Origin of the sequence: Yersinia proxima, assembly GCF_902170785.1 — a bacterium.
Taxonomy (GTDB): Bacteria; Pseudomonadota; Gammaproteobacteria; order Enterobacterales; family Enterobacteriaceae; genus Yersinia; species Yersinia proxima.
This window is the reverse complement of sequence record NZ_CABHYG010000017.1, coordinates 487,685-509,812: the sequence shown is the minus strand read 5'-3', so window position 1 is coordinate 509,812 and position 22,128 is coordinate 487,685. Positions and strand designations below refer to the sequence as shown.

The following is a 22,128-nucleotide window of genomic DNA, read 5'->3' as shown; positions in this document are numbered from 1 at the left end:
CCAATTATGTTGAGCAAGAAAAATAGCGAAGCTCTGGAAGTTTTCAGTGAAAAACTGGAAGTTGAAGGGCGTAGCCTTTGGCAGGATGCCCGCCGCCGCTTTGTTCATAACCGCGCGGCGATCACCAGTTTGGTGATCCTGATGTTAATTACTTTATTTGTCATTTTTGCCCCGATGTTAGCGCAGTTTTCCTATGCCGATACCGACTGGGGCATGATGTCAGCGGCACCCGATCTTGAGTCCGGACACTACTTTGGTACGGATTCATCAGGTCGCGACTTATTGGTACGCGTAGCGATTGGTGGACGCATCTCATTGATGGTGGGTGTTGCTGCGGCCTTGGTTGCCGTGGTGGTTGGCACCTTATATGGATCGCTATCAGGCTATCTGGGTGGGAAAGTCGACTCACTGATGATGCGTTTGCTGGAAATTCTTAACTCATTCCCCTTCATGTTCTTCGTCATTTTGCTGGTGACTTTCTTTGGTCAGAATATTTTACTGATATTTGTTGCGATCGGTATGGTGTCCTGGCTGGATATGGCGCGTATTGTGCGTGGGCAAACATTAAGTCTGAAACGCAAAGAGTTCATCGAAGCTGCGTTGGTGGGCGGTGTTTCCACGCGTAATATTGTGTTGCGCCATATCGTGCCAAACGTATTGGGCGTGGTGGTGGTGTACGCCTCGTTACTGGTTCCTAGCATGATTTTGTTTGAATCATTCCTGAGCTTCTTAGGGTTAGGGACGCAAGAGCCGCTGAGTAGTTGGGGCGCATTACTCAGTGATGGTGCCAACTCGATGGAAGTTTCTCCCTGGTTATTGATGTTTCCTGCCGGTTTCCTGGTGGTCACACTGTTTTGTTTCAACTTTATCGGCGATGGCTTACGTGATGCCCTCGACCCGAAAGATCGCTGAGGAGTAGCACTATGACGACTATTGATAATCAGTCTGCTGTTCAGCAAAAGGTTCTGTTGGATGTCAAAGACCTGACCGTTACATTCGGCACACCCGACGGTGATGTGACTGCGGTAAACGCGCTTAATTTTGACCTGCGCGCCGGTGAAACGCTGGGTATTGTGGGCGAGTCAGGCTCAGGTAAATCCCAAACAGCATTTGCATTGATGGGGCTGCTGGCCAGTAATGGTCGGATAGGGGGTTCGGCGAAGTTTAATGGCCGTGAGATCCTCAATTTACCCGAAAAGCAGTTGAACCGTTTACGGGCAGAAGAGATCTCAATGATCTTCCAGGACCCAATGACCTCCCTGAATCCTTATATGCGCGTGGGTGAGCAGCTAATGGAAGTGCTGCAATTGCATAAAAAGATGAGTAAGAGTGAGGCCTTTGAAGAGTCAATTCGCATGCTTGATGCGGTAAAAATGCCTGAAGCGCGGAAGCGTATGCGTATGTATCCGCATGAATTTTCAGGAGGAATGCGTCAGCGCGTGATGATAGCTATGGCGTTGCTGTGTCGTCCTAAACTGTTGATTGCGGATGAACCGACAACAGCACTGGATGTGACTGTTCAGGCTCAAATCATGACGTTGCTGAATGAACTTAAGAATGAGTTCAATACGGCGATCATTATGATTACCCATGACCTTGGGGTAGTTGCCGGTATTTGTAATAAAGTTCTGGTGATGTATGCAGGCAGAACGATGGAATATGGTCAGGCGCGGGATGTGTTTTATCATCCGAGTCACCCTTATTCTATTGGCTTGCTGAATGCAGTGCCTCGCCTTGATGCTGAAGGTGAATCTCTCATGACTATTCCGGGTAATCCACCCAATTTACTGCGCTTGCCGAAAGGGTGCCCATTCCAGCCTCGTTGCCAGTATGCAATGGAGAGCTGTAGCACCGCTCCAGCATTAGAGCATTTTGGTGATGGCCGTTTACGTGCCTGCTACAAGCCAGTAGGGGAATTAGTATGAATGCCATGACAGAGAAAAAAGTATTATTAGAAGTGGCTGACCTGAAAGTCCATTTTGATATTCAGGATGGTAAACAGTGGTTCTGGCAGCCGTCAAAAACCCTCAAAGCTGTCGATGGCGTCACCTTGCGTTTGTACGAAGGTGAAACCTTAGGAGTGGTGGGTGAGTCTGGTTGCGGTAAATCAACTTTTGCCCGCGCTATTATTGGTTTGGTGAAAGCGACTGGCGGCAGTGTGGCGTGGTTAGGTAAAGATTTACTTAACATGAGTGATGCGCAGTGGCGTGAGACGCGCAGCGATATCCAGATGATATTCCAGGACCCACTGGCATCATTAAATCCGCGAATGACTATCGGTGAAATCATTGCTGAACCACTGCGGACTTATCATCCCAAAATGCCGCGTCAGGAAGTTAAAGATAAAGTTAAAGCCATGATGCTGAAAGTGGGGTTACTGCCTAACTTAATCAACCGTTATCCTCATGAATTCTCGGGTGGTCAGTGCCAACGTATCGGGATTGCTCGCGCGTTGATCCTTGAACCGAAACTGGTTATTTGCGATGAGCCGGTATCAGCACTGGATGTATCAATTCAGGCGCAAGTGGTAAATCTGTTACAGCAATTACAACGTGAAATGGGGCTGTCACTGATTTTCATCGCACATGATCTGGCGGTGGTAAAACACATTTCTGACCGGGTATTAGTGATGTATCTGGGGCATGCGGTAGAGCTTGGCACTTATGATGAGGTTTACCATAATCCTCAGCATCCCTACACCAAAGCATTGATGTCGGCCGTACCTATCCCTGACCCAGATAAAGAAAGGGCGAAAGTGATCCAGTTGCTGGAGGGGGAGCTACCGTCACCCATTAATCCGCCATCTGGCTGCGTTTTTCGTACCCGCTGCCCAATCGCTGGGCCAGAGTGTGCACAAACTCGCCCATTATTGGAGGGGAGCTTCCGCCATGCGGTTTCTTGCCTGAAGGTCGACCCGCTATGATGCCTTTATTCAGATATTAATAGTCTGATAGCAAAAATCCCCGCCAGATAAATCAGCGGGGATTTTTTATTGGGTAGATTTTTTATTGGGTATAGTACACGAGCGACAAACATCAGCTTGATCAAGCTGCTGCCTAAGCTAAGCAGTGGGTGGGGTGCTGGTTACTCTTTCCACAAGATGTGGCAAAGTTTATGATCTTTTTCACGGCACAGTAGAACACGAGCAAACACATCGTTTATCTCTTCACCATCGCTATCAGCCAGACCAATGACAACTTCGGCGAAAAAGTCCGGATTTAGATCAAAATCGACATGTTCTTGCCAATCTTCAGCCGGATCAAATAACTCAGCACCGCCGCGCTCTTCAAACTGAAGGTTAAACAGTAAAATATCTGCTGGATCGAGGTTATCACCTGCCAGTTCCAGAAAAATATCGTAAGCCTGTTCCAGTGTTTCATCTTCAGTCAGGCGATTATTAAGGTCCATTTGCTGATTCCCATTTGTCATTTACAGATTGCGCACATTAAAACATTCTCTATGCTGCTTTTACAATTATTATGCTATTGAAAGCGAATAACTCAGAGAATCTACAATGAGGTAATGGTTAGCTTTCCCACTGATCACAGGAATGGGCTGAAAAAGTAGAATAATCTTTCAGTTACGCGATGCCAGAGTGGGCGCTTATTCCATTTTTCGCCGTCTAATAATACCGAGCGAGCAATATAATCATCCTGAACTTGTGCCAAATCTGCGCCAAAACCGTCATCATCAATCACCAGCGTGATTTCAAAATTCAACCATAAGCTGCGCATATCCAGATTCACTGTTCCCACCAAACTTAATTGGCCATCGACCAGAACACTTTTGCTGTGTAGCAAACCGCCTTCAAATTGGTAAATTTTAACCCCGGCATCAAGTAGCTCGGAGAAGAAAGCACGGCTGGCCCAACGCACCATCATTGAGTCGTTATCGCGCGGAACGATAATGCTGACGTCAACACCACGTTGCGCGGCGGTACAGATAGCGTGCAGCAAATCATCACTTGGCACGAGGTACGGCGTAGTCATGACCAACTGTTTACGTGCCGCATATACGGCGGTTAATAACGCCTGGTGGATCATCTCTTCAGGGAAGCCCGGGCCAGAGGCAATCACCTGAATAGTATGGCCGCTCTCTTCTTCGAACGGCATGATATGGGTATCTGGCGGTGGCGGCAGAATACGTTTACCGGTCTCAATTTCCCAGTCACAGGCATAGACGATGCCAATGGTTGTCGCCACCGGGCCTTCCATACGCGCCATCATATCAATCCATTGACCGACGCCAGCGTCTTGTTTGAAGAAGCGCGGGTCAACCATATTCATGCTGCCGGTGTAAGCGACATAATTATCAATCAATACGACCTTACGATGCTGGCGTAAATCCATCCGGCGCAAAAATACCCGGAAGACATTCACTTTAAGTGCTTCGACAACTTCAATTCCGGCGTTGCGCATCATGGCAGGATAGGGGGTACGGAAGAATTGTTGGCTACCGGCAGAATCCAGCATCAGTCGGCAATGGACACCGCGCCGTGCCGCAGCCATAAGAGATTCAGCGACCTGATCAACCAAGCCGCCCGGTTGCCAGATATAAAACACCATTTCTATATTATGGCGAGCCAACTCGATATCACGGACTAAGGCTTTTAGTGTGTCATCGGTGGTGGTCAATAACTGTAATTGATTGCCTTTAACGCCGCTGATGCCCTGGCGACGTTCGCACAGTTGGAATAACGGGGTTGCCACCTCGCTATTTGAGCTGGCAAAGATATGTTGGCAATCTTTCAGCTCACTGAGCCAGCGCGCGGTAGACGGCCACATGGCTTTGGCGCGTTCAGCTCGACGCTTACCGAGATGCAGCTCACCGAATGAGAGATAAGCGATGATTCCCACCAACGGCAGAATATAGATAACAAGTAGCCATGCCATGGCCGAAGGAACGGCTCTGCGTTTCATGAGAATACGCAACGTGACCCCGGCAATAAGCAACCAATAGCCAAAAACTGAGAGCCAACTGATTACGGTATAAAATGTTGTCATAAGGGCGGAAATCCTGTTCACAAACGGTCACTAAAGAGTGTACGCACAGTATGGCAAAGGCGAAACCTTTAATCGGATATATTACCGGATAAAGTCTTTTAAGCTAAAGGACTTGCAAGGAGACCTTAACTATATAGTTGGCATTTTTTGTTTTGACCACATCGCAGCGATACGATTTAAGGTTAAACATACTTTTTTGTCCGACGATGACTTGGCGCAACAGATGAAAAGTTTATAATAGTTCGGTTCTCAGCTTTGGAAGAATAGCTTCATGAGACGGAGTAAGAATGAGGTAGGCCGCTGGCGTATGTTGCGGCAAAATCAGCGTCGAAAAAGTCGCTGGCTTGAAGGTCAATCACGGCGTTATCGCCATATCTATGGTATCCGGCAGCTCCACGAGCATCAGCATCGTAGGTCGCTATTGTTTACTGTGGCTTATGAGTGGTAATGCGCGGTGAGGGTTGTAAAAACAGTCTCGTTATGAGGCTGTTTTTGTTTTCACTCTAGCCACGATATGCCGATTATTAATTTTTTACCTGCAAACATCTTGCACAATACATTCCTCCATACGGATTATTGACATAACATTGTTAACATAGTGATATTGATTGGCAATCTGGCAATAATATTTTCCACTTTAAATTTCGCATTTCCTCGCAGAAAAATTACACCTATCCTAAATTAGCAAAATGCGATGATTCTGATGTTCATATTAATAATAAACGGGGCAAAATAGTCCTTTGGCAGTTTATTTCACATCAGAATGAGATCGCGCTACCCTATATATTAGGTCGCTTCGTTCTAATCGTTCAGTTTCAGGGGTGTTACTGTAGGGTTGTTCGAGGCGACCATTCCCTGGTGAAACAAATGATTATTGAATAATAAACATGATAATCATCATGTTTATCTGATACTTTCTTATCTATCAATGAGTTGTTCTATATTTTATTTTTTCATGTCAATATCATTTATCGTTTTTAGTGATCAATAATAAAAAATTGATCAATTTTATCAATTGATCAATACTGCTGTTCTAATCAAATAAAAGGATTTTACTGTGGATAGCAGACTAAACATTGCAGTTGATTGCACTTTTATCTGTGAGCCTGTTTACCAGCATGACGGTAAGTTACTTGCTGTAGAGTTATTGAGTCGGTTTACGACAACCTCTTTTAAATCGCCTATTTATACTGAGCGCTTCTTACATCAACTTAATGCTCAGACGAAGGCTAAGTTGCTACATGCTCAATTATGTGAAGTCAAAAATCAGCAGAATTGGTTTATTGAACACCAAATAATACTCTCAATAAATATAGATTTTGATATGACAAACGCCGTATTGAATGACGATGATGTCATATCACTGTTGGACTCAATGCCTTTTATCCGACTGGAAATAATGGAGAGTTTCCCTAACCTCGGTGATGGTGCCGGGAACGCATTATTAAGTAAGCTGGCTAAACGATATTCCCTGTGGTTAGACGACTTTGGTAGTGGTAATGCTCACCTTGCTGCGGCAGCCAGTGGTTTTTTTGAGTGTGTAAAAATTGATAAACATTTTTACTGGCAGTGGGCGGGTAGTGTCACCTTTGATAACCTGGTGACGCGTTTACGTGAACATTGTCAGAATGTTGTTATTGAGGGGGTCGAAACTCATATGCAGTATTGTCAACTTGCTGACATCGGCGTTGATGCCATGCAAGGTTACTTGTTCAGTTCGTGCCCACTGGATGAGGTGCGCCATCTTCCTCTGCAATATGAACATTTTAATGTTCGGTGAGATATCACTTGGCAAGGGAAAGTCATTTTTGTCGCCAGGACATTAACTTAGGTGGGCTTTTGCTGTGAATATCACAGTTATATGGTGCGGTTGAGCGGATGATATAATCCCTACACCAGTAAAGGCTAGAGTTAATGTCTCAATATAAGTTAGCTAAAACAGTATTCTTCGGGGATTTGAAATCCAGTCCGACGCTGTATAAATATGAGATCTATTGTGAAGAATCTGAGCTGATTTATCACGCTGCTATTTATGTTGAACAGGTCATTGCTGCCGGCAAACATACTTATCCTGTTTGGGTAAGAAAAGACCATATGATATTGAAATCACCAGCACATATGCTGGATAAAGCGGTGGACGCCTGTGAAGAACATTGGTTGAAACACTACAAAGTCTAGTGGGTGGTGAGGCAGTAACACCAAAAGCAAATACGCCTGATAACAGGCGTATAATCTTCATGGGAATCAGTGTGTTTACGGGAGGCTTAATCAAATAACTCTGAAAGAAAACTTTTCTTTTTGTAATGCTTAGGTTTTGAATACCCGTAGCTGTCACGTGTGTTATCTCTGGGCTCAGAATAAGATGTAGCAGGAGCACTCTCAGTTGATTTTTCGATAATTTTATCCAACTCTCCGCGATCTAACCAAACACCACGACAGTTTGGGCAATAGTCAATCTCAATGCTTTTACGTTCAGACATAACCAGTTGGGTATCTTTGCATACTGGACACTGCATAGTCTTCATCTCCGCATTTAACAAAATGGCTTATTGTCTCGATATTATAATCGATACTCAATTAGACATTAATTCTCGGTAATTATAAGTAAAGATGATTAAAGACATGTAATACGCAGGTGAATCAAAATACGCGCTTATAGGGTTTTACGATAACTGATTGATAGACCCCAGCGACCACATAAGGATCTTGTTCAGCCCAAGCCTCGGCCTCTTGCTGCGAAGCAAACTCAGCTATCACGGTAGAGCCGGTGAATCCGGCAGTACCGGGATCGGCACTGTCGATGGCTGGGTTTGGGCCAGCAGTCAATAAACGGCCTTCATCTTGCAATGCTTGTAAGCGAGCCAGATGTGCCGGGCGCACTGACAAGCGCTTCTCTAGTGAGTCAGGGATATCGGTCGCAAAGATTATATACAGCATGTTTCACCTTTAAATGTTCTTACCCGCCATACTTCAATTGCGCTTTCCTGCAACTCGAATTATTTAGGGTATATGCTTCAATATGATGAGGTGTGTTCAATATCCATAACACCATGTTCCATCCATAAATTCAATAAGCTGTGAGAAGAGGGATATCTGCGATTTCAAGCGAGTACACCGGTAATTTATAATGAGATAAAATGATAACCGGGCGTAAATGGAAAGTGTTATTTGGTTGATATTGCCGTTTAAAGCATCATTTAAGACCTATCGCTAAGATAGTTTGCAACTGCGTATTGAATATGATTGCTATTTGCATTTAAACTTAGCTGCATTAGAGGACACTGAATTATTATGCAGCTAAATAAATTTTTCTTGGGTCGACGGCTTACATGGCCACTCGCATTTTCAGTAGGTATACATGGCAGCGTAATTGCGGCATTGCTGTATGTATCTGTAGAGCAAATGAGAATACAGCCAGAGATAGAGGATGCGCCGATCGCGGTCACGATGGTTAATATAGATACCTTCGCGGCACCACAGCCAGCAGCGGCAGAGCCGCAGGCAGAACCAGAGCCTATCGAAGAAGCACCACCCGAACCTGAAGTGCTGCCAGAACCGGTGCCTGTACCTATCCCTGAACCGGTGAAACCTAAACCAAAGCCGAAACCGGTGAAAAAAGAAGTTAAAAAACCGGAAGTGAAAAAGCCGGATGTTAAAAAGACAGTAGCTCCGCCGGATGACAAACCGTTCAAATCGGATGAGCCTGCACTGGTTTCTACCAATGCTCCGGTTAAATCAGCACCAAAAGCATCGGTGCCGGGTGTGTCAACATCTACTGGGCCAAAAGCCCTGAGTAAGGCGAAACCGACTTATCCCGCCAGAGCCCTGGCGTTAGGGGTTGAAGGGCAGGTTAAAGTGCAATATGACATTGACGAAAATGGTCGTGTTACTAACGTCCGTATCCTGGAAGCGACACCGCGTAATACCTTTGAGCGTGAAGTGAAACAGGTGATGCGCAAGTGGCGTTTTGAAGCGGTTGCAGCCAAGGATTATGTCACCACAGTGGTGTTCAAAATTGGCGGCACCACGGAAATGGATTAAGGCAGTAGTGATATTGGTGTTCGGCAATATCCACGTTGCAATAAAAAGGGTCGCTGCTGAAGCGACCCTTTTGACATCTGACATTTGACATCAATCAAATGGCAACTATTGCGTTGCGCCTACTTCAAAATTTCGGCTACCTTCGGGTAAGGCTCGGGCTTTGCCAATATCATCAACGGCCACATAGGTGAATACTGCTTCAGTGGCTTTATAGCGCTGGCCAATAGGTTCGGAAGAGACCTTTTTCACCCATACTTCAATATTGATGGTAATAGAGCTACGTCCTGTCTTGATGCAGCGGGCATAACAGCAAACCACATCACCCACCGCAACAGGTTTGAGGAAGGTCATGCCATCAACTCTTACCGTGACCACTCGGCCGTGGGCTATCTCTTTAGCTTGAATAGCACCGCCAATATCCATTTGTGACATCAACCAGCCACCAAAAATATCGCCATTGGCATTGGTATCGGCGGGCATCGCAAGGGTGCGAAGTACCAATTCACCGTTGGGCAATACTTGTTCACCGCTAGGTAATAACCGTTCACCGCGAGGTGATATTTGTTCCTGGGTCATCTCTGCCTGCTATTTAAATTATGACTTTTTCTGTTCTTCCGGCATATGTCGGTAAATATAAACGCCACTGATAAGTGTGAATATCAGCGTCAGGGCGGTTAAGCCAAACACTTTGAAATTGACCCAAATATCTTGTGGTAACCAGAACGCCACATAGATGTTCAACAAGCCACAGATCAGGAAAAATACCGCCCAAGACATGTTCAACGTTGACCAGACAGCATCGGGTAACGTCAGTTCTTTGCCAAGCATCCTCTGAATCAATGGTTTTTTCATAAACCACTGACTAACTAATAAGGCGACGGCGAATAATACATACAGCACCGTCACTTTCCACTTAATAAACAAGTCGCTGTGGAATGCCAGCGTTAAGGTGCCGAACACCAGCACCATAATGGCGGTGACCAGCGTCATTTTTTCTACCTTGCGGTATTTGACCCAGGTAAAGGCCAGCGCCAGTAATGTTGCGACAATCAACGCCCCTGATGCGACAAAAATGTCATACATCTTGTAGAAAACGAAAAATACGACCAATGGGAGAAAATCTAAAAGTTGCTTCATGAATCAATCCATAATTTATACACCGCCTGACTATACCGGATTCAGTGAGGTGAGGGTACTTGCGGCAAAACACTATTATCCTTAATTATCTGTCGGAATGCGCGCTCTGCCAGCGGAATTTGCAGAAACTTACGATAAACAAGTAACAGATTTTGTCAGTATATTGCCAGTTCGGTATTAACCCAGCATGATAAGCAACAGATATTGGGTTAAAACTTGGTGGAGTTAGTATGCAGAGAAAATCACTCCGGTATTGGATGCCGGGTTTGACCCAATTAATGGCGTATGAACGTGGCTGGCTCAAGCCAGATATGAGGGCAGGGTTATCGGTGGCTGCAGTGGCATTGCCCATTGCTATCGCCTATGCGGAATTGACTGGCGTTAGCGCTGCAGTCGGGTTGTATTCATGTATTCTGCCGATGATTGCCTACGCATTTTTTGGCTCCTCACGGCAATTGATTGTTGGGCCTGACGCGGCGACCTGCGCGGTTATCGCTGCGGTGGTAGCACCGTTAGCGGCGGGGAACAGCGAGGTTCACTGGCAACTGACTATCATGATGACACTGATGATGGGGACATGGTGTCTGGTGGCCAGCCGTTTTAAGCTCGGGGCCTTGGCTGATTTATTATCGCGACCGATATTGACCGGCCTGCTTAATGGGGTGGCGATCACCATTATTGTTGATCAGTTGGGCAAAGTATTTGGTTTTATGACCCGCCCACCTCAATTGATTGAGCGAGTGCTGGCTCTGCCACATAATTTAATCAACAGCCATTTACCCACGGTTGCCATTTCATTACTGACCTTTGTCGTGCTGTACGGTGTTAAGTGGTTACGGCCCAACTGGCCTGCGCCGTTGTTAGCCATTGTCATCGCGACCTTTGTCTCTTGGGCTGCCAATATGCAGCAGTTTGGTGTCGCGGTGGTCGGTGGGTTTGACGGTGGTTTGCCGATGGTACATTGGCCTGATTTCCAACCGGGCTTGTTGCGTGACATGGTTATCCCGGCACTCAACCTGGCGGTGGTCAGTTTTGTCAGTATGATGCTGACCGCCCGTAGTTTTGCCGCCAAGAATGGCTACGAAGTGGATGCCGATGTCGAGCTGCGCGCGCTTGGTGTCACCAATATTGTCTCCGCGCTCTCGCAGGGTTTTGCTATCAGTGGAGCGAGTACCCGAACTGCCGTGAATGATGCCAATAATGGTAAGAGCCAACTGGTATCTATTATTGCCGCGTTGGTTATTGCGATGGTATTACTGTTTTTAACTCGTCCACTGCAATTTATTCCCATCGCAGCCTTGGGTGTAGTGCTGATTTATGCCGCCTGGTCTTTACTCGGGTTCAGAAGTTTATGGCAGTTACGTAAACGTAATACTCAGGCCTTTTATCTGGCGATCTTTACTTTCATTAGTGTTGTTTTAGTCGGCGTGATTAGTGGTATTGGTTTGGCGGTGTTGTTGGGGTTATTGCAATTCTTACGCACGGTATTTCGTCCAACAGAGCAGTTATTGGGGATTAATGCTGATGGCATGATCCATTCTATGCGCAGTGGTAACGGCATTAAACCTGTGCCCGGCGTTATGATTTACCGCTTTAACTCACCGCTAACGTATTTCAACGTTGCCTACTTCAAACGACGTATTTTGAATCTGGTTGATAGCACGCCACATCCCGCTGACTGGGTGGTGATTGATGCGGTAGCCAGCTTTACTTATGCTGATATCAGTGTGTTGGCTGCGATAGATGAGCTTAAGCGCGATCTGAAGCAGCGTAATATTAAGCTGATATTAGCTGGGCGACGCACTGAATTGACACGCTGGTTCCGGATTAATAAGTTCAAAAGCCATGATGATGATCTGGTTTTGGTGCCCGATTTGTATCTGGCTCTCAAGCTGATTCAAAGTAAGCAGCGGGTAGCTGAGAAACAAGAACCAGAGAAACAAAAACCCGAGAAACAAGAACCTGAAGCCGAACCCGAAATCGGTTGATGGAGGATAGGGTTTAAATCTGTTGAGTGCCAAATAACAACAATTTCAAATAACAACCAAGGGCCATTACGGCCCTTGGTTGTTTTATCGATACCGACGTTTACGCAGTAACGTCGGTTGGGCGCAATAACATATATAAGCGGAACAGGTACACCAGCAATAATGCAGAAACCAGATTGCTCAGAGACGCTAAAACCACACTGGCAATAGGGGTCGGCAACGCCGTCAGATGGTTGACCAAATATAACAAAATCAGTTTGGCTGCGATCCACAACATCATCGCCGGAATAATCAACCGAACATTGGCAAAGGCTAATTTAATGCTCGCTTTCATTGCGGCGAAAACACCCATCTTTTCCGTGGTCACGATAACCGGCGATAGCGAAAGCGCGACGGCAATAATGATACCCGGCACGATAAACAGAGTGATTCCCAACTGAATTAACAGCGTCCCAATAAACATCAGCAACAGCAAGCGGGGTAGAATAGGCAGTGAAATACCAATTGCCTGCAATGCGCTAACACGACGGCCTTGAGAAACCATAGAAATCAGTGTCAGCATGCCACCGACTAACAATACATTACCCACTAATGCAGAAAAGGTGGCCGCCGCAGACACTTTGAGCAGAATAATCTGCTGCTCTGGTGTGAGTTGTGCCACTAACTCCGTAATGCTGATATTCCCTGACGACGCAAAATCACTTTCTGTGGAACTTAAAATACTCAGTTGTTCAGTATCAGGGATAAAGGCCTGATTCAGCATGACGGTAATGAACGCAGTCAGTAGCGCCAGTAACAGAATGGCGGCTAGTTGATTACGTAAAAAGTTAAAACTGTCACGGTATAAAGTGTTAGCCGTGATAGGCATGAAAACTCCTTGGGATCGAAAAAATAGCGCTTAGCCGATGATTATACCTTGTTATGGTGCGCTGTGGGATCCTGTCATTGGCCAACGGCTGATTTCTTCTAATCTAATTACCTCGATGTTATCAACAGGTAACGGTGGCAAGCCGTAATGGGCGCGGGCGCGGTCACAATAGGGATTATGAATACCCGCTTCTCCTGATGGCTCAAATTCATGACAGGGAGGTGGGCGGTCGGTGTAGATTGAACAAGAAACAGACTGGCCGACCTCGCCCTGGAGGGCAATGCAGCGGGGAGATTTACCATTAGTGCCGCACATGCAGCTAATAAACGGGGTGACCTGCTCGGTCATCGCGGAGGGAACTGTACCGCCGCCATCTTTGGCCTCCGACCAATAAAATGAGACTCGAAAATAGGCACAGCAGGCACCACAACTGACACACGGATTAATTTCAGCGCTCATCTTGAATCTACTGCTCCTTACCAAGTAAACAGCCAACCGATCACGATTTCACACATACAACATCCAAGCATAGCAGCATGACAACTGTTGTCTTTTTCAGCAATGGCCGGAAGCACAATTTGGTGTAAACGGCTATTTATGATCCAGATCAATTTCAATATTATTAAGGAATTAAATAACCTTACTTAAATTAGGATTTATTTAAATTGTTACTAAAGATGTGATCTCGATTGGATCATGAATACTCATTTGTGGGTATATTCTGTCCGCGAATATACCTACAAATGGAATGGATAATGAAAAAAGTCACTTTGGCAATATTAGCCGTAGCAACTCTGGCATCGACTGCGGTAAGTGCGCATCAAGCAGGCGATTATATTTTCCGGGCAGGGACGGCAACAGTCAGACCCAATGCCGGGTCTGATGATGTATTAGGTTATGGTTCCTTCAAAGCAGATAACAATACTCAGTTGGGCCTGACTTTCAGTTATCTGGTTACCGATAATATCGGTGTGGAATTGCTGGCTGCTACTCCTTTTCGCCATAAAATAGGGCTTGGGCCGACTGGGGATATTGCTGAAGTTAAGCAACTACCACCAACATTAATGGCGCAATATTATTTTCGCGACAAACAAGACAAACTGCGCCCGTATTTGGGTATTGGTCTGAACTACACCACCTTCTTTGATGAAAAATTCAACAATACCGGCGCTTCTGCCGGATTGACGGATTTGAGTGTAAAAGATTCTTGGGGTGTGGCGGGTCAGGCGGGTCTGGATTACATGGTGAGCGAAAACTGGATGGTGAATATGTCTGTCTGGTGGATGAATATCGAAACTGACGTGAAATTCAAAGCCAATGGCCAGGAGCAAAGTATTCATACCCGCCTTGATCCTTGGGTGTTTATGTTTGGTGCCGGTTATCGTTTCTGATTATCCTTCGTCCTTGGCGTTACAGCGGTGTTAGCTGCACTTACTTACCCGAATCACTGACCGGAGTCAGCTCATCGGGATGCGTTTGCTGGCTGCCTTGCTGTCACACCAATGACTTTGGCTAATATCTTTCGTTTTTAGCATCAATAGGCGGGGAAATGTACCGAATGGGTCGTAACGGCGTAAGCCGTCGGAGTGCCCATCGGTGCAGTCGCCCCGCCAGTTTCCGGACTATAAGATGTGCTTATCCACAGGTGATTAGCGGATCAGCATCTGATCACTAACAGATTTCACCCCAGGTACGCTACGGGTAATCTGTACTGCACGGTTGGCATCCTGACGTGAGCTAACAAAACCACTCAACTGAACCCGCCCTTTGAACGTTTCAACACTGATTTCAGTCGATTTCAGATTTTTCTCACCCAACAGCGCTGATTTCACTTTAGTGGTGACCACTGTGTCATCAATATAACCACCGGTTCCTTCCGATTTTGCTGTAGGAGCGCAGGCAGATATTGCCATCGCCATAATCATTGCAACGCATAAAGCTGAAATGGTTTTAAAAATCTTCATAAATGACTCTCCATGTTTATCAATGCGATAGGGCAATAGTTCAACGTGCTATTAACGCATATTTCACTCAAGGCGCGGTGACACCCACAGCATCCTAAATGTAAATAAATGCTTAGTGTGTTACACATTATTAGTATTAGTTATGAATGGTTTTAATTCAAATTTTCAGCAGATAGACGGTGAGAAAGGCATTGAATATAAGGAAGATAGCGCCTGAATCTGATGTGTCATCAGGCGCTCTGGGGAAACTAGCTGCGGGTGGCTGCTTTCATATTGGTCACGAAGTTAGCCAATTGTGCGAGCATCTCTGCGGGCTGTGAGACATTGTTTTCAATGATTTTTACAATAGCAGAGCCTGAAATGGCACCAGCTGCCCCTGCCGCCAGACTGATTTTTACCTGCTCAGGCTCTGAGATACCAAAACCTTGTAGAGCCGGAGCTGCATTGTATTCACGCAGTTTATCTATCAAATGATTCAATGGCAGCTGTCCGTGATTCTCAGCCCCCGTCACACCCGCACGAGAGAGTAGGTAGGTATAGCCACGACCATGAGAGGCAATTTCTCGCAATAAATCATCATCGGCATTAGGCGGGCAGATAAAGATTGGCGCAATTCCGTGGCGCAAGGCCGCAGTGCGGAACGGCAGTGACTCTTCAAACGGCACATCAGCAATCAGCACCGAGTCGACACCGACATCAGCGCAGCGCTGATAGAAAGTATCAATCCCGTTATGGAATACCAGATTTGCATACATCAGCAGCCCAATGGGAATAGTTGGGTGCTTTTTACGGATTTCTGCCAGCATCTCAAAACAGATGCCAGGGGTAACCCCAGCGGCGAAAGCACGTAGCGCGGCGTTTTGAATTGTCGGGCCATCAGCCAATGGATCAGAGAAGGGGATGCCCAATTCCAATGCATCTGCACCTGCGGCAATCAAGGTGTCGATAATTTCTAAGGAGAGAGCCGGTGTTGGGTCGCCGAGTTGTACGAAAGGAACAAATGCGCCTTCTTTTTTGGCAGCCAACTGTTTGAAAAGTTGTTGATAACGCTCCATTAAATTTCTCCCCGCGCTTTCAGAATATCGTGAACGGTGAAAATATCTTTGTCACCGCGCCCGGACAGATTCACCACCAGTATCTGTTCTTTTTCCGGCTCTGCTTTAATCATTTTCAGGGCATGGGCCAATGCATGAGAAGACTCCAACGCCGGGATAATCCCTTCTTTGCATGACAGCGCTTTAAACGCATCCAGTGCTTCGTCATCAGTCACTGACACATAATCAGCGCGCCCGATGCTATTCAAATAAGCATGTTGTGGCCCGACAGATGGGAAGTCTAAACCGGCAGAAATTGAGTAAGATTCTTCAATTTGACCATCACTGGTTTGCATCATCGGTGATTTCATACCGAAGTAGATGCCAACTTTGCCATGTTTCAGTGGAGCACCATGTTGACCGGTTTCGATACCCAACCCAGCCGGTTCCACGCCAATCAGCCCTACACCCGGCTCATCGATAAAGTCAGCAAACATGCCAATGGCGTTAGAACCACCGCCGATGCATGCCAGCACCGCATCGGGCAGGCGGCCTTCTCTGGCCAACAGTTGCGCTTTAGTTTCTTCGCCAATCATACGCTGGAATTCACGCACAATAGTGGGGTAAGGGTGTGGGCCTGCGGCAGTTCCAAGCATATAGTGGGCGGTTTCGTAGCTGCCAGACCAGTCACGCAGGGCTTCATTACACGCATCTTTCAGCGTTGATGAACCGCTGTGAACCGGGATAACTTCAGCCCCCATCAGGCGCATACGGAAAACGTTTGGCGACTGGCGCTCAATGTCTTTGGCACCCATATAGATGCGACATTTTAAGCCCAGTAAGGCACAGGCTAATGCTGAAGCCACACCATGTTGACCCGCACCAGTTTCAGCAATTATTTCTGTTTTACCCATGCGTTTGGCTAGTAAAGCCTGACCTAAAACCTGATTGGTCTTGTGCGCGCCACCGTGTAACAGGTCTTCACGTTTCAGATATAGCTTGGTGTTAGTCCCCTTGGTCAGATTTTGACACAGGGTTAGGGCGGTTGGACGCCCGGCATAGTTTTTTAACAAATCCTGAAATTCTGCCTGAAACTCAGGATCCAGTTGAGCACTGACAAAAGCCTCTTCCAGTTGCTTCAATGCTGGCATCAGAATCTGGGGGACATACATTCCCCCGAACTCGCCAAAGTAAGGATTCAATGTGGTCATTTTTCTGTCCTTTATATACCCGTCATCTTTCAAACTGCAGGTGTGTTGGCTGCACTCGCTAACCCGAATCACTTACTGGTCGTTGACCTTAAAATAAATAGACTCATCGGGATTATCTTGCTTGCCGCCTTCCTGCATCTTGAAATCTATTGGGTATAGGGTTAACTCAAATGTGTTTATGATTTAATAGGTGCGTAATGTTTGGAATACGGCGGCAATCTTTTGGGGATCTTTCACTCCGGGGGCGCTTTCGACACCGGAATTGAGATCCAAACCAGCGCAACCCAGTTGGGCCGCAGCACTACAGTTATCAGCCCCAAGCCCCCCCGCCAGCAGGACATTATCCAATGGTTGACCGGTTAATAATGACCAGTCAAAACTCTGGCCGGTGCCGCCGTTGCCATTATCCAAAACATAGCGTTCGACATGCTGTAAGTGACGAGCTGGCACTGCGTCAGTGACACTCAGTGCTTTCCAAATCTGGCAACTGGCAGGCAATACTTCACGCAGTTGGTTGATATAGCTTTGATCTTCATGCCCATGTAATTGCACGGCGCTTAACGACAGCCGTTCAGCAGTTTGTTGTATGGTTTCGACTTTTGCATCACGGAAGACGCCAACATACTTCAGCGGCGCGCCACTGATAACGGTGCGGGCTTGCGCAATATCCACATAGCGTGGTGAGTTACCGACGAAAATCAAACCACCATAGACTGCTCCGGCCTGGTAAGCGGCAGCGGCATCTTGGGCGCGGGTCAGACCGCATACCTTATTTTCACCCAATAGCACGCGGCGCACCGCAGCATTCAGGTCTGTCTCAGACATCAATGCGCTGCCAATGAGGAACCCGTTGGCAAAATGGCTGAGTTCGCGCACCTGCCGGTAGTTATTGATACCTGATTCGCTGATAACCGTCACGCCCTTGGGCAGGCGCGGTGCCAGCTCGCGGGTGCGATTAAGGTCGATAGACAAATCACGTAAGTCACGGTTATTGATACCAACGACTTTTGCCTCTAATGCAATCGCGCGATCCAGCTCCTCGGCATTGCTTGCCTCGGTTAATACCCCCATGTTCAGACTATGAGCCACGGCGGCCAGTTGGCGGTAAGTCTCATCATCAAGCACAGATAGCATCAGCAAAATAGCGTCAGCCTGATAAAAACGCGCCAGCTGAATTTGGTAGGCATCAATAATAAAATCTTTACACAATACCGGTTGAGTTACCGCCGCGCTGACTTGTGGCAAAAAGTCAAAATTGCCCTGGAAGTATTTTTCATCCGTCAGTACCGAGATAGCCGAGGCATAATTCTTATAAACAGCAGCAATCTCTGCTGGATTAAAATTATCGCGAATAACGCCTTTGGACGGCGATGCTTTCTTGCACTCCAGAATAAACACCGTGTTATTGCCCTGTAGCGCCTGATAAAAGTCGCGCTGACTCAAGGTAATGTCATTTTGGAAACTGGCCAGAGGCTGTTGTAATTTCCGCGCGGCAACCCAGATTTCCTTATCGCGCACTATTTGGTGAAGTACGGTTTCCTGCATGATTTATCCTCTTGCTGCCAGAGCGGTAACACGTTCAAAAGGCTGACCGCTGTGAATCATTTCCAATGCTTGTTGTGCGTTATGGCGCAGGTTTTCCTGCCCATGCAATTTCAGCAATAATGCGACATTAGCCGCGACTGCTGCGGCATGCGCTGCCTCACCCTTACCTTGTAACAACCGTGCTAAAATGTCACGATTTTCTTCAGGTGCGCCGCCCTGTAGCGAGCCAAGTTCGAAGCGGTTTAAGCCAAAATCTTCCGGTGCTAATTCGTAGCTTTCGATACTGCCGTTATTCAGCTCCGCGACCTGAGTTGGCGCATGAATCGCCACTTCGTCCATGCCGCCGCCATGCACCACCGCCGCGCGCTGATAACCCAGCACTTTAAGCGTTTCAGCAATCGGCAACACCAATTCAGGGCTATAAACACCAATCAGCGCCAATGGTGGGCGGGCAGGGTTAATCAATGGCCCTAACACATTAAACAAAGTACGGGTTTTGAGTTGTTGGCGCACGGGCATCGCATGGCGAAAACCGGTGTGATACTGCGGCGCAAACAGGAAACAAACACCTAACTCATCCAATGCCAGGCGTGACTGCTCGGCGCTCATGTCCAGACGAATGCCAAAGGCGGCCAACAAGTCTGACGAACCGGAACGGCTGGACACACTGCGATTACCGTGTTTGGCCACTTTCACGCCACAACTGGCGGCAACAAACGCGCTGGCCGTGGAAATGTTAATGCTGTTGGTGCCGTCGCCACCGGTGCCGACAATATCGGCAAACAAGTAATCGGGGCGCGGGAAGGGTTGAGCATCAGCTAATAAGGCTTGTGCTGCGCCGGCAATCTCGGCAGGGGTTTCGCCGCGCACTTTCATGCTGATTAATGCCGCAGCCAATTGGCTGGCTTCCAGTTCACCCCGGACAATCGCGGCAAATAGCAGTTGGCTTTCTGCCTGAGTCATCGACTCGGCCCGAAACAGTTTTTCTAATAACAATTCTTTTGGTAATAGATTGTGCATCATCAATTCCTTAAATTTTCATCCCAAAATAGCCTGGAGTCACAGCTAACACTCTTGCGGTTATACGCGCGAAGGGGATAGCGCCCAGTCTAAGGTTTGCTCCAGCAAACGAGCACCCTGGGTGGTTAAAATCGATTCTGGGTGGAATTGGTAGCCACAAACCCGATGGGCATCATGACGAACCGCCATGACCATCTCGCCAAAACGGGCGTTAACAGTGAGTTCTGTTGGGATATTACTGCCGACCAATGAGTGGTAGCGGGCAACCGGTAAAGGATTAGGCATTCCTGCAAACATGCCGTGTCCGTCGTGTTCAATGGCAGAAGCCTTACCATGTAATATTTCGCCAGCCTGACCAACATGGCCGCCATAGGCTTCGACAATGGCTTGGTGGCCGAGGCAAATGCCGATAATCGGTAGCTGGCCGCGTAAACGCTGCAACAACTCAGGCATACAGCCTGCCTGCGCTGGGGTGCCGGGGCCGGGTGATAGCATCAACACTGGTTTTTCAAGTTGTTGCAAACGCTCAATAATGGTGTCAGCCGCAATTTGGTTGCGGTATATCACTACGCGATGGCCACTGGAGCGCAGTTGATCAACCAGGTTGTAGGTAAAGGAATCGATATTATCGAGCAGCAAGATGTCGGCCATTAGATTATTTTCCATTAGAACACCTCCCTGGCGTGGTGTGCGGTGGCGATAGCGCGTAACACCGCGCGGGCTTTATTGCGGGTTTCATCGGCTTCCGACTGTGGAATTGAATCCAGCACCACACCGGCACCGGCTTGTACTGTGGCGATACCGTCCTCGACATAAGCCGAGCGAATAACAATGCAGGTATCCAAATCACCATGAGCGGTAAAATAGCCGACAGCACCGCCGTAACTGCCGCGACGCGCGCCCTCACTGGCGGCGATTAATTGCATCGCCCGAACTTTTGGTGCACCGCTTAATGTCCCCATGTTCATGCAGGCCTGATAGGCATGCAGCACATCCAAATCGTGGCGCAAGGTGCCCACTACGCGAGAAACCAGATGCATCACAAAGGAATAACGGTCGACTTTGGTTAAATCAGCCACATAACGGCTACCCGGTTCACAGATACGCGCCAGGTCATTACGGGCCAAATCCACCAGCATCAAGTGTTCCGCCAATTCTTTATGGTCGGTACGCATTTCCAGTTCAATGCGACTGTCCAAATCGCGGTCCAGTTCTCCATTAGCGCGGCGGCCGCGTGGGCGAGTCCCGGCAATCGGGTAAATTTCAATTTGACGATTGGTCGCATCATATTTCAGTGCGCTTTCAGGTGAGGCACCGAACAAAGAGAATTCGTTATCCTGCATGAAAAACATATACGGGCTTGGATTGCTGTCTTTCAGTGTTTGATACGCCGCCAGTGGCGACGGGCAAGGCAGTGAGAACCGGCGAGAAGGGACGACCTGGAAAATCTCACCCTCGCGGATTGCCTGCTGTAACTCGCTGACAACGGCACCGTATTCTGCATCTGATTGGTTACACTGTAACGTCATCTCTGGTACTGACTTGGCAGGAATGGCCTGTGGCGCTTGTTGCAATTGGTGGGCTAGCTGTTCTAACCGAGCCGTCAAGCGCTGGTGCTCGCTATTATCCGGGGTGAACAGGCTGGCTTGTAATGTTGTTGAGCGGTGTTGATGATCTAACACCAACAAGGTTTCAGCTAAATAGAAGCAGAAGTCCGGACAACGTTGGTCTTGGCGTAACTGCGGCAAGTTTTCAAAACCGGCGACCAAGTCGTAGGCAAACAAACCACCCAAAAACATCGCTTCTCGCTCTGTCTGCGGGGCATCGACCAGTTTCAGCAACAGACGCAAAGCATCGAAAACGGATAACGCCTGTAAGCGGGAGTCTTCATCTTGCACATCAGTAATCACGGGGAATGTTAATTCACGGCCATTAGGACGGACTTGAATCTCAACTTGCGCTGGCAAGGCTGCGTCCAGCAATGGTAATAAAGCCGCACCATTGCGTGTCAGTGCTTCAATTGTGACTTTCTGCTCTAGTGCTGTAATACGCAGCGCACTATCGATAATGAGCAGACTTTTCAGGTTCTGCTTGCTGGTCACTTCCGCTGACTCCAGCAGCAATGTTGCAGGCCGCGCGCCGCAGAGCTGATGAAACAGTGCGGTTGGGTCATCACGGTAACACGCCGTGGTGGTCAGTAACTGTAAAGTGGGGCGCGAGGTTTGCATTGTTTATTGTTCCTGAAAAAAGGTATACGCCGAAATCTGTCCATAAAAAAGCCCGCTATTAGCGGGCTGAAGCAATCTGCACTGTCTGA

Annotated in this window: 24 protein-coding genes and 1 other annotated feature (1 of these 25 running past the window's edge); of the genes, 9 read left to right on the top strand and 15 right to left on the bottom strand. The window is 47.5% G+C overall.

The features are described 5' to 3' along the window. Positions 1-3: 3 nt before the first annotated feature. From oppC to oppF, 3 genes are read left to right on the top strand one after another with little or no spacing between them, the layout of a single operon-like run. Positions 4-912 carry an oligopeptide ABC transporter permease OppC gene (gene oppC, locus FTB31_RS18570; protein WP_050075551.1) on the top strand — a complete coding sequence of 303 codons (909 nt, stop codon included), beginning with the start codon at positions 4-6 and terminating at the stop codon, positions 910-912. 11 nt (positions 913-923) lie between these two features. Continuing rightward, positions 924-1,925 (top strand): ABC transporter ATP-binding protein, encoded by a 1,002-nt coding sequence (oppD, locus tag FTB31_RS18565; protein ID WP_050075552.1) that lies wholly within the window; start codon positions 924-926, stop codon positions 1,923-1,925. Beyond that, positions 1,922-2,923 (top strand): murein tripeptide/oligopeptide ABC transporter ATP binding protein OppF, encoded by a 1,002-nt coding sequence (gene oppF, locus FTB31_RS18560; RefSeq protein ID WP_077174769.1) that lies wholly within the window; start codon positions 1,922-1,924, stop codon positions 2,921-2,923. The genes oppD and oppF overlap by 4 nt, the downstream gene beginning before the upstream one ends. A gap of 161 nt (positions 2,924-3,084) precedes the next feature. Here oppF and FTB31_RS18555 read toward each other — a convergent pair whose 3' ends face one another. Beyond that, a complete protein-coding gene (locus FTB31_RS18555; RefSeq protein ID WP_032819973.1) occupies positions 3,085-3,408 on the bottom strand; it encodes an HI1450 family dsDNA-mimic protein in 324 nt (107 codons plus the stop codon). Between the two features lie 134 nt (positions 3,409-3,542). Next, entirely contained in the window at positions 3,543-5,003 is a 1,461-nt protein-coding gene (gene cls, locus FTB31_RS18550) for a cardiolipin synthase (protein ID WP_050075554.1), read from the bottom strand. A gap of 271 nt (positions 5,004-5,274) precedes the next feature. On the opposite strand from cls, the gene FTB31_RS18545 reads away from it, so the two are divergent. The 3 genes from FTB31_RS18545 (at position 5,275) to FTB31_RS18535 (ending at position 7,181) form a co-directional block, all read left to right on the top strand. Next, entirely contained in the window at positions 5,275-5,451 is a 177-nt protein-coding gene (locus FTB31_RS18545; protein ID WP_072081612.1) for a YciY family protein, read from the top strand. Between the two features lie 609 nt (positions 5,452-6,060). Then, positions 6,061-6,783, top strand: a complete 723-nt coding sequence (locus FTB31_RS18540; protein WP_077293829.1) for an EAL domain-containing protein — start codon at positions 6,061-6,063, stop codon at positions 6,781-6,783. A 134-nt stretch (positions 6,784-6,917) separates the two neighbouring features. Then, positions 6,918-7,181, top strand: coding sequence for a hypothetical protein (locus FTB31_RS18535; protein ID WP_050075557.1), 264 nt, complete (start codon positions 6,918-6,920; stop codon positions 7,179-7,181). A gap of 86 nt (positions 7,182-7,267) precedes the next feature. Here the strand turns inward: FTB31_RS18535 and FTB31_RS18530 are convergent, their stop codons facing one another. Both FTB31_RS18530 and FTB31_RS18525 read right to left on the bottom strand, forming a co-directional pair. Further along, positions 7,268-7,519: a TFIIB-type zinc ribbon-containing protein gene (locus FTB31_RS18530; RefSeq protein WP_050075558.1), complete on the bottom strand. Its 252-nt coding sequence runs from the start codon at positions 7,517-7,519 to the stop codon at positions 7,268-7,270. Positions 7,520-7,643: 124 nt separating this feature from the next. Continuing rightward, a complete protein-coding gene (locus FTB31_RS18525; RefSeq protein WP_050075559.1) occupies positions 7,644-7,940 on the bottom strand; it encodes a YciI family protein in 297 nt (98 codons plus the stop codon). A gap of 354 nt (positions 7,941-8,294) precedes the next feature. Between FTB31_RS18525 and tonB the strand changes: the two genes are divergently transcribed. Continuing rightward, a complete protein-coding gene (tonB, locus tag FTB31_RS18520) occupies positions 8,295-9,044 on the top strand; it encodes a TonB system transport protein TonB (RefSeq protein WP_050075560.1) in 750 nt (249 codons plus the stop codon). Positions 9,045-9,149: 105 nt separating this feature from the next. Here tonB and yciA read toward each other — a convergent pair whose 3' ends face one another. After that, complete coding sequence (gene yciA / locus FTB31_RS18515; RefSeq protein ID WP_077174767.1) at positions 9,150-9,620, bottom strand: acyl-CoA thioester hydrolase YciA; 471 nt, start codon at positions 9,618-9,620, stop codon at positions 9,150-9,152. Between the two features lie 18 nt (positions 9,621-9,638). Continuing rightward, positions 9,639-10,181, bottom strand: a complete 543-nt coding sequence (locus FTB31_RS18510; protein ID WP_050075562.1) for a septation protein A — start codon at positions 10,179-10,181, stop codon at positions 9,639-9,641. A 230-nt stretch (positions 10,182-10,411) separates the two neighbouring features. Between FTB31_RS18510 and FTB31_RS18505 the strand changes: the two genes are divergently transcribed. Continuing rightward, the gene (locus FTB31_RS18505) at positions 10,412-12,169 is read left to right on the top strand and encodes a SulP family inorganic anion transporter (RefSeq protein ID WP_050075563.1); all 1,758 of its coding nucleotides are present in this window, start codon (positions 10,412-10,414) and stop codon (positions 12,167-12,169) included. A gap of 100 nt (positions 12,170-12,269) precedes the next feature. Here FTB31_RS18505 and FTB31_RS18500 read toward each other — a convergent pair whose 3' ends face one another. Together FTB31_RS18500 and FTB31_RS18495 are read right to left on the bottom strand one after the other, a co-directional pair. Then, the gene (locus FTB31_RS18500) at positions 12,270-13,037 is read right to left on the bottom strand and encodes a YciC family protein (RefSeq protein WP_050075564.1); all 768 of its coding nucleotides are present in this window, start codon (positions 13,035-13,037) and stop codon (positions 12,270-12,272) included. Between the two features lie 51 nt (positions 13,038-13,088). After that, complete coding sequence (locus FTB31_RS18495) at positions 13,089-13,496, bottom strand: YkgJ family cysteine cluster protein (RefSeq protein ID WP_175631696.1); 408 nt, start codon at positions 13,494-13,496, stop codon at positions 13,089-13,091. Between the two features lie 296 nt (positions 13,497-13,792). Here FTB31_RS18495 and ompW point away from each other — a divergent pair, with 296 nt between their 5' ends. Continuing rightward, positions 13,793-14,428, top strand: a complete 636-nt coding sequence (gene ompW / locus FTB31_RS18490) for an outer membrane protein OmpW (RefSeq protein WP_005164191.1) — start codon at positions 13,793-13,795, stop codon at positions 14,426-14,428. 258 nt (positions 14,429-14,686) lie between these two features. Here the strand turns inward: ompW and FTB31_RS18485 are convergent, their stop codons facing one another. From FTB31_RS18485 to FTB31_RS18455, 7 genes are all read right to left on the bottom strand, one after another. Beyond that, positions 14,687-15,001, bottom strand: coding sequence for a BON domain-containing protein (locus tag FTB31_RS18485; RefSeq protein WP_050075566.1), 315 nt, complete (start codon positions 14,999-15,001; stop codon positions 14,687-14,689). A gap of 248 nt (positions 15,002-15,249) precedes the next feature. Further along, positions 15,250-16,056 (bottom strand): tryptophan synthase subunit alpha, encoded by an 807-nt coding sequence (gene trpA / locus FTB31_RS18480; RefSeq protein WP_019079505.1) that lies wholly within the window; start codon positions 16,054-16,056, stop codon positions 15,250-15,252. Beyond that, positions 16,056-17,246: a tryptophan synthase subunit beta gene (gene trpB / locus FTB31_RS18475; protein WP_050075567.1), complete on the bottom strand. Its 1,191-nt coding sequence runs from the start codon at positions 17,244-17,246 to the stop codon at positions 16,056-16,058. Before trpB ends, trpA begins: the two co-directional genes overlap by 1 nt. 183 nt (positions 17,247-17,429) lie before the next feature. Next, positions 17,430-18,791, bottom strand: a complete 1,362-nt coding sequence (trpCF, locus tag FTB31_RS18470; RefSeq protein WP_050075568.1) for a bifunctional indole-3-glycerol-phosphate synthase TrpC/phosphoribosylanthranilate isomerase TrpF — start codon at positions 18,789-18,791, stop codon at positions 17,430-17,432. Positions 18,792-18,794: 3 nt separating this feature from the next. Then, positions 18,795-19,811, bottom strand: a complete 1,017-nt coding sequence (gene trpD / locus FTB31_RS18465) for an anthranilate phosphoribosyltransferase (RefSeq protein ID WP_019079502.1) — start codon at positions 19,809-19,811, stop codon at positions 18,795-18,797. A gap of 60 nt (positions 19,812-19,871) precedes the next feature. Then, the gene (locus tag FTB31_RS18460; protein WP_050075619.1) at positions 19,872-20,462 is read right to left on the bottom strand and encodes a glutamine amidotransferase-related protein; all 591 of its coding nucleotides are present in this window, start codon (positions 20,460-20,462) and stop codon (positions 19,872-19,874) included. A gap of 14 nt (positions 20,463-20,476) precedes the next feature. Next, positions 20,477-22,039, bottom strand: a complete 1,563-nt coding sequence (locus FTB31_RS18455) for an anthranilate synthase component 1 (RefSeq protein WP_050075570.1) — start codon at positions 22,037-22,039, stop codon at positions 20,477-20,479. Positions 22,040-22,081: 42 nt separating this feature from the next. Further along, positions 22,082-22,128, bottom strand: a sequence feature (Trp leader region); it runs 55 nt beyond the window's last position.

Bases quoted from the DNA above. Each gene is read 5' to 3' on its own strand.
- oppD (WP_050075552.1), top strand. From the start codon at position 924: ATGACGACTATTGATAATCAGTCTGCTGTTCAGCAAAAGGTTCTGTTG.
- oppF (WP_077174769.1), top strand. From the start codon at position 1,922: ATGAATGCCATGACAGAGAAAAAAGTATTATTAGAAGTGGCTGACCTG.
- FTB31_RS18555 (WP_032819973.1), bottom strand. From the start codon at position 3,408: ATGGACCTTAATAATCGCCTGACTGAAGATGAAACACTGGAACAGGCT.
- cls (WP_050075554.1), bottom strand. From the start codon at position 5,003: ATGACAACATTTTATACCGTAATCAGTTGGCTCTCAGTTTTTGGCTAT.
- FTB31_RS18545 (WP_072081612.1), top strand. From the start codon at position 5,275: ATGAGACGGAGTAAGAATGAGGTAGGCCGCTGGCGTATGTTGCGGCAA.
- FTB31_RS18535 (WP_050075557.1), top strand. From the start codon at position 6,918: ATGTCTCAATATAAGTTAGCTAAAACAGTATTCTTCGGGGATTTGAAA.
- FTB31_RS18530 (WP_050075558.1), bottom strand. From the start codon at position 7,519: ATGCAGTGTCCAGTATGCAAAGATACCCAACTGGTTATGTCTGAACGT.
- FTB31_RS18525 (WP_050075559.1), bottom strand. From the start codon at position 7,940: ATGCTGTATATAATCTTTGCGACCGATATCCCTGACTCACTAGAGAAG.
- tonB (WP_050075560.1), top strand. From the start codon at position 8,295: ATGCAGCTAAATAAATTTTTCTTGGGTCGACGGCTTACATGGCCACTC.
- yciA (WP_077174767.1), bottom strand. From the start codon at position 9,620: ATGACCCAGGAACAAATATCACCTCGCGGTGAACGGTTATTACCTAGC.
- FTB31_RS18510 (WP_050075562.1), bottom strand. From the start codon at position 10,181: ATGAAGCAACTTTTAGATTTTCTCCCATTGGTCGTATTTTTCGTTTTC.
- FTB31_RS18505 (WP_050075563.1), top strand. From the start codon at position 10,412: ATGCAGAGAAAATCACTCCGGTATTGGATGCCGGGTTTGACCCAATTA.
- FTB31_RS18500 (WP_050075564.1), bottom strand. From the start codon at position 13,037: ATGCCTATCACGGCTAACACTTTATACCGTGACAGTTTTAACTTTTTA.
- FTB31_RS18495 (WP_175631696.1), bottom strand. From the start codon at position 13,496: ATGAGCGCTGAAATTAATCCGTGTGTCAGTTGTGGTGCCTGCTGTGCC.
- ompW (WP_005164191.1), top strand. From the start codon at position 13,793: ATGAAAAAAGTCACTTTGGCAATATTAGCCGTAGCAACTCTGGCATCG.
- FTB31_RS18485 (WP_050075566.1), bottom strand. From the start codon at position 15,001: ATGAAGATTTTTAAAACCATTTCAGCTTTATGCGTTGCAATGATTATG.
- trpA (WP_019079505.1), bottom strand. From the start codon at position 16,056: ATGGAGCGTTATCAACAACTTTTCAAACAGTTGGCTGCCAAAAAAGAA.
- trpB (WP_050075567.1), bottom strand. From the start codon at position 17,246: ATGACCACATTGAATCCTTACTTTGGCGAGTTCGGGGGAATGTATGTC.
- trpCF (WP_050075568.1), bottom strand. From the start codon at position 18,791: ATGCAGGAAACCGTACTTCACCAAATAGTGCGCGATAAGGAAATCTGG.
- trpD (WP_019079502.1), bottom strand. From the start codon at position 19,811: ATGCACAATCTATTACCAAAAGAATTGTTATTAGAAAAACTGTTTCGG.
- FTB31_RS18460 (WP_050075619.1), bottom strand. From the start codon at position 20,462: ATGGCCGACATCTTGCTGCTCGATAATATCGATTCCTTTACCTACAAC.
- FTB31_RS18455 (WP_050075570.1), bottom strand. From the start codon at position 22,039: ATGCAAACCTCGCGCCCCACTTTACAGTTACTGACCACCACGGCGTGT.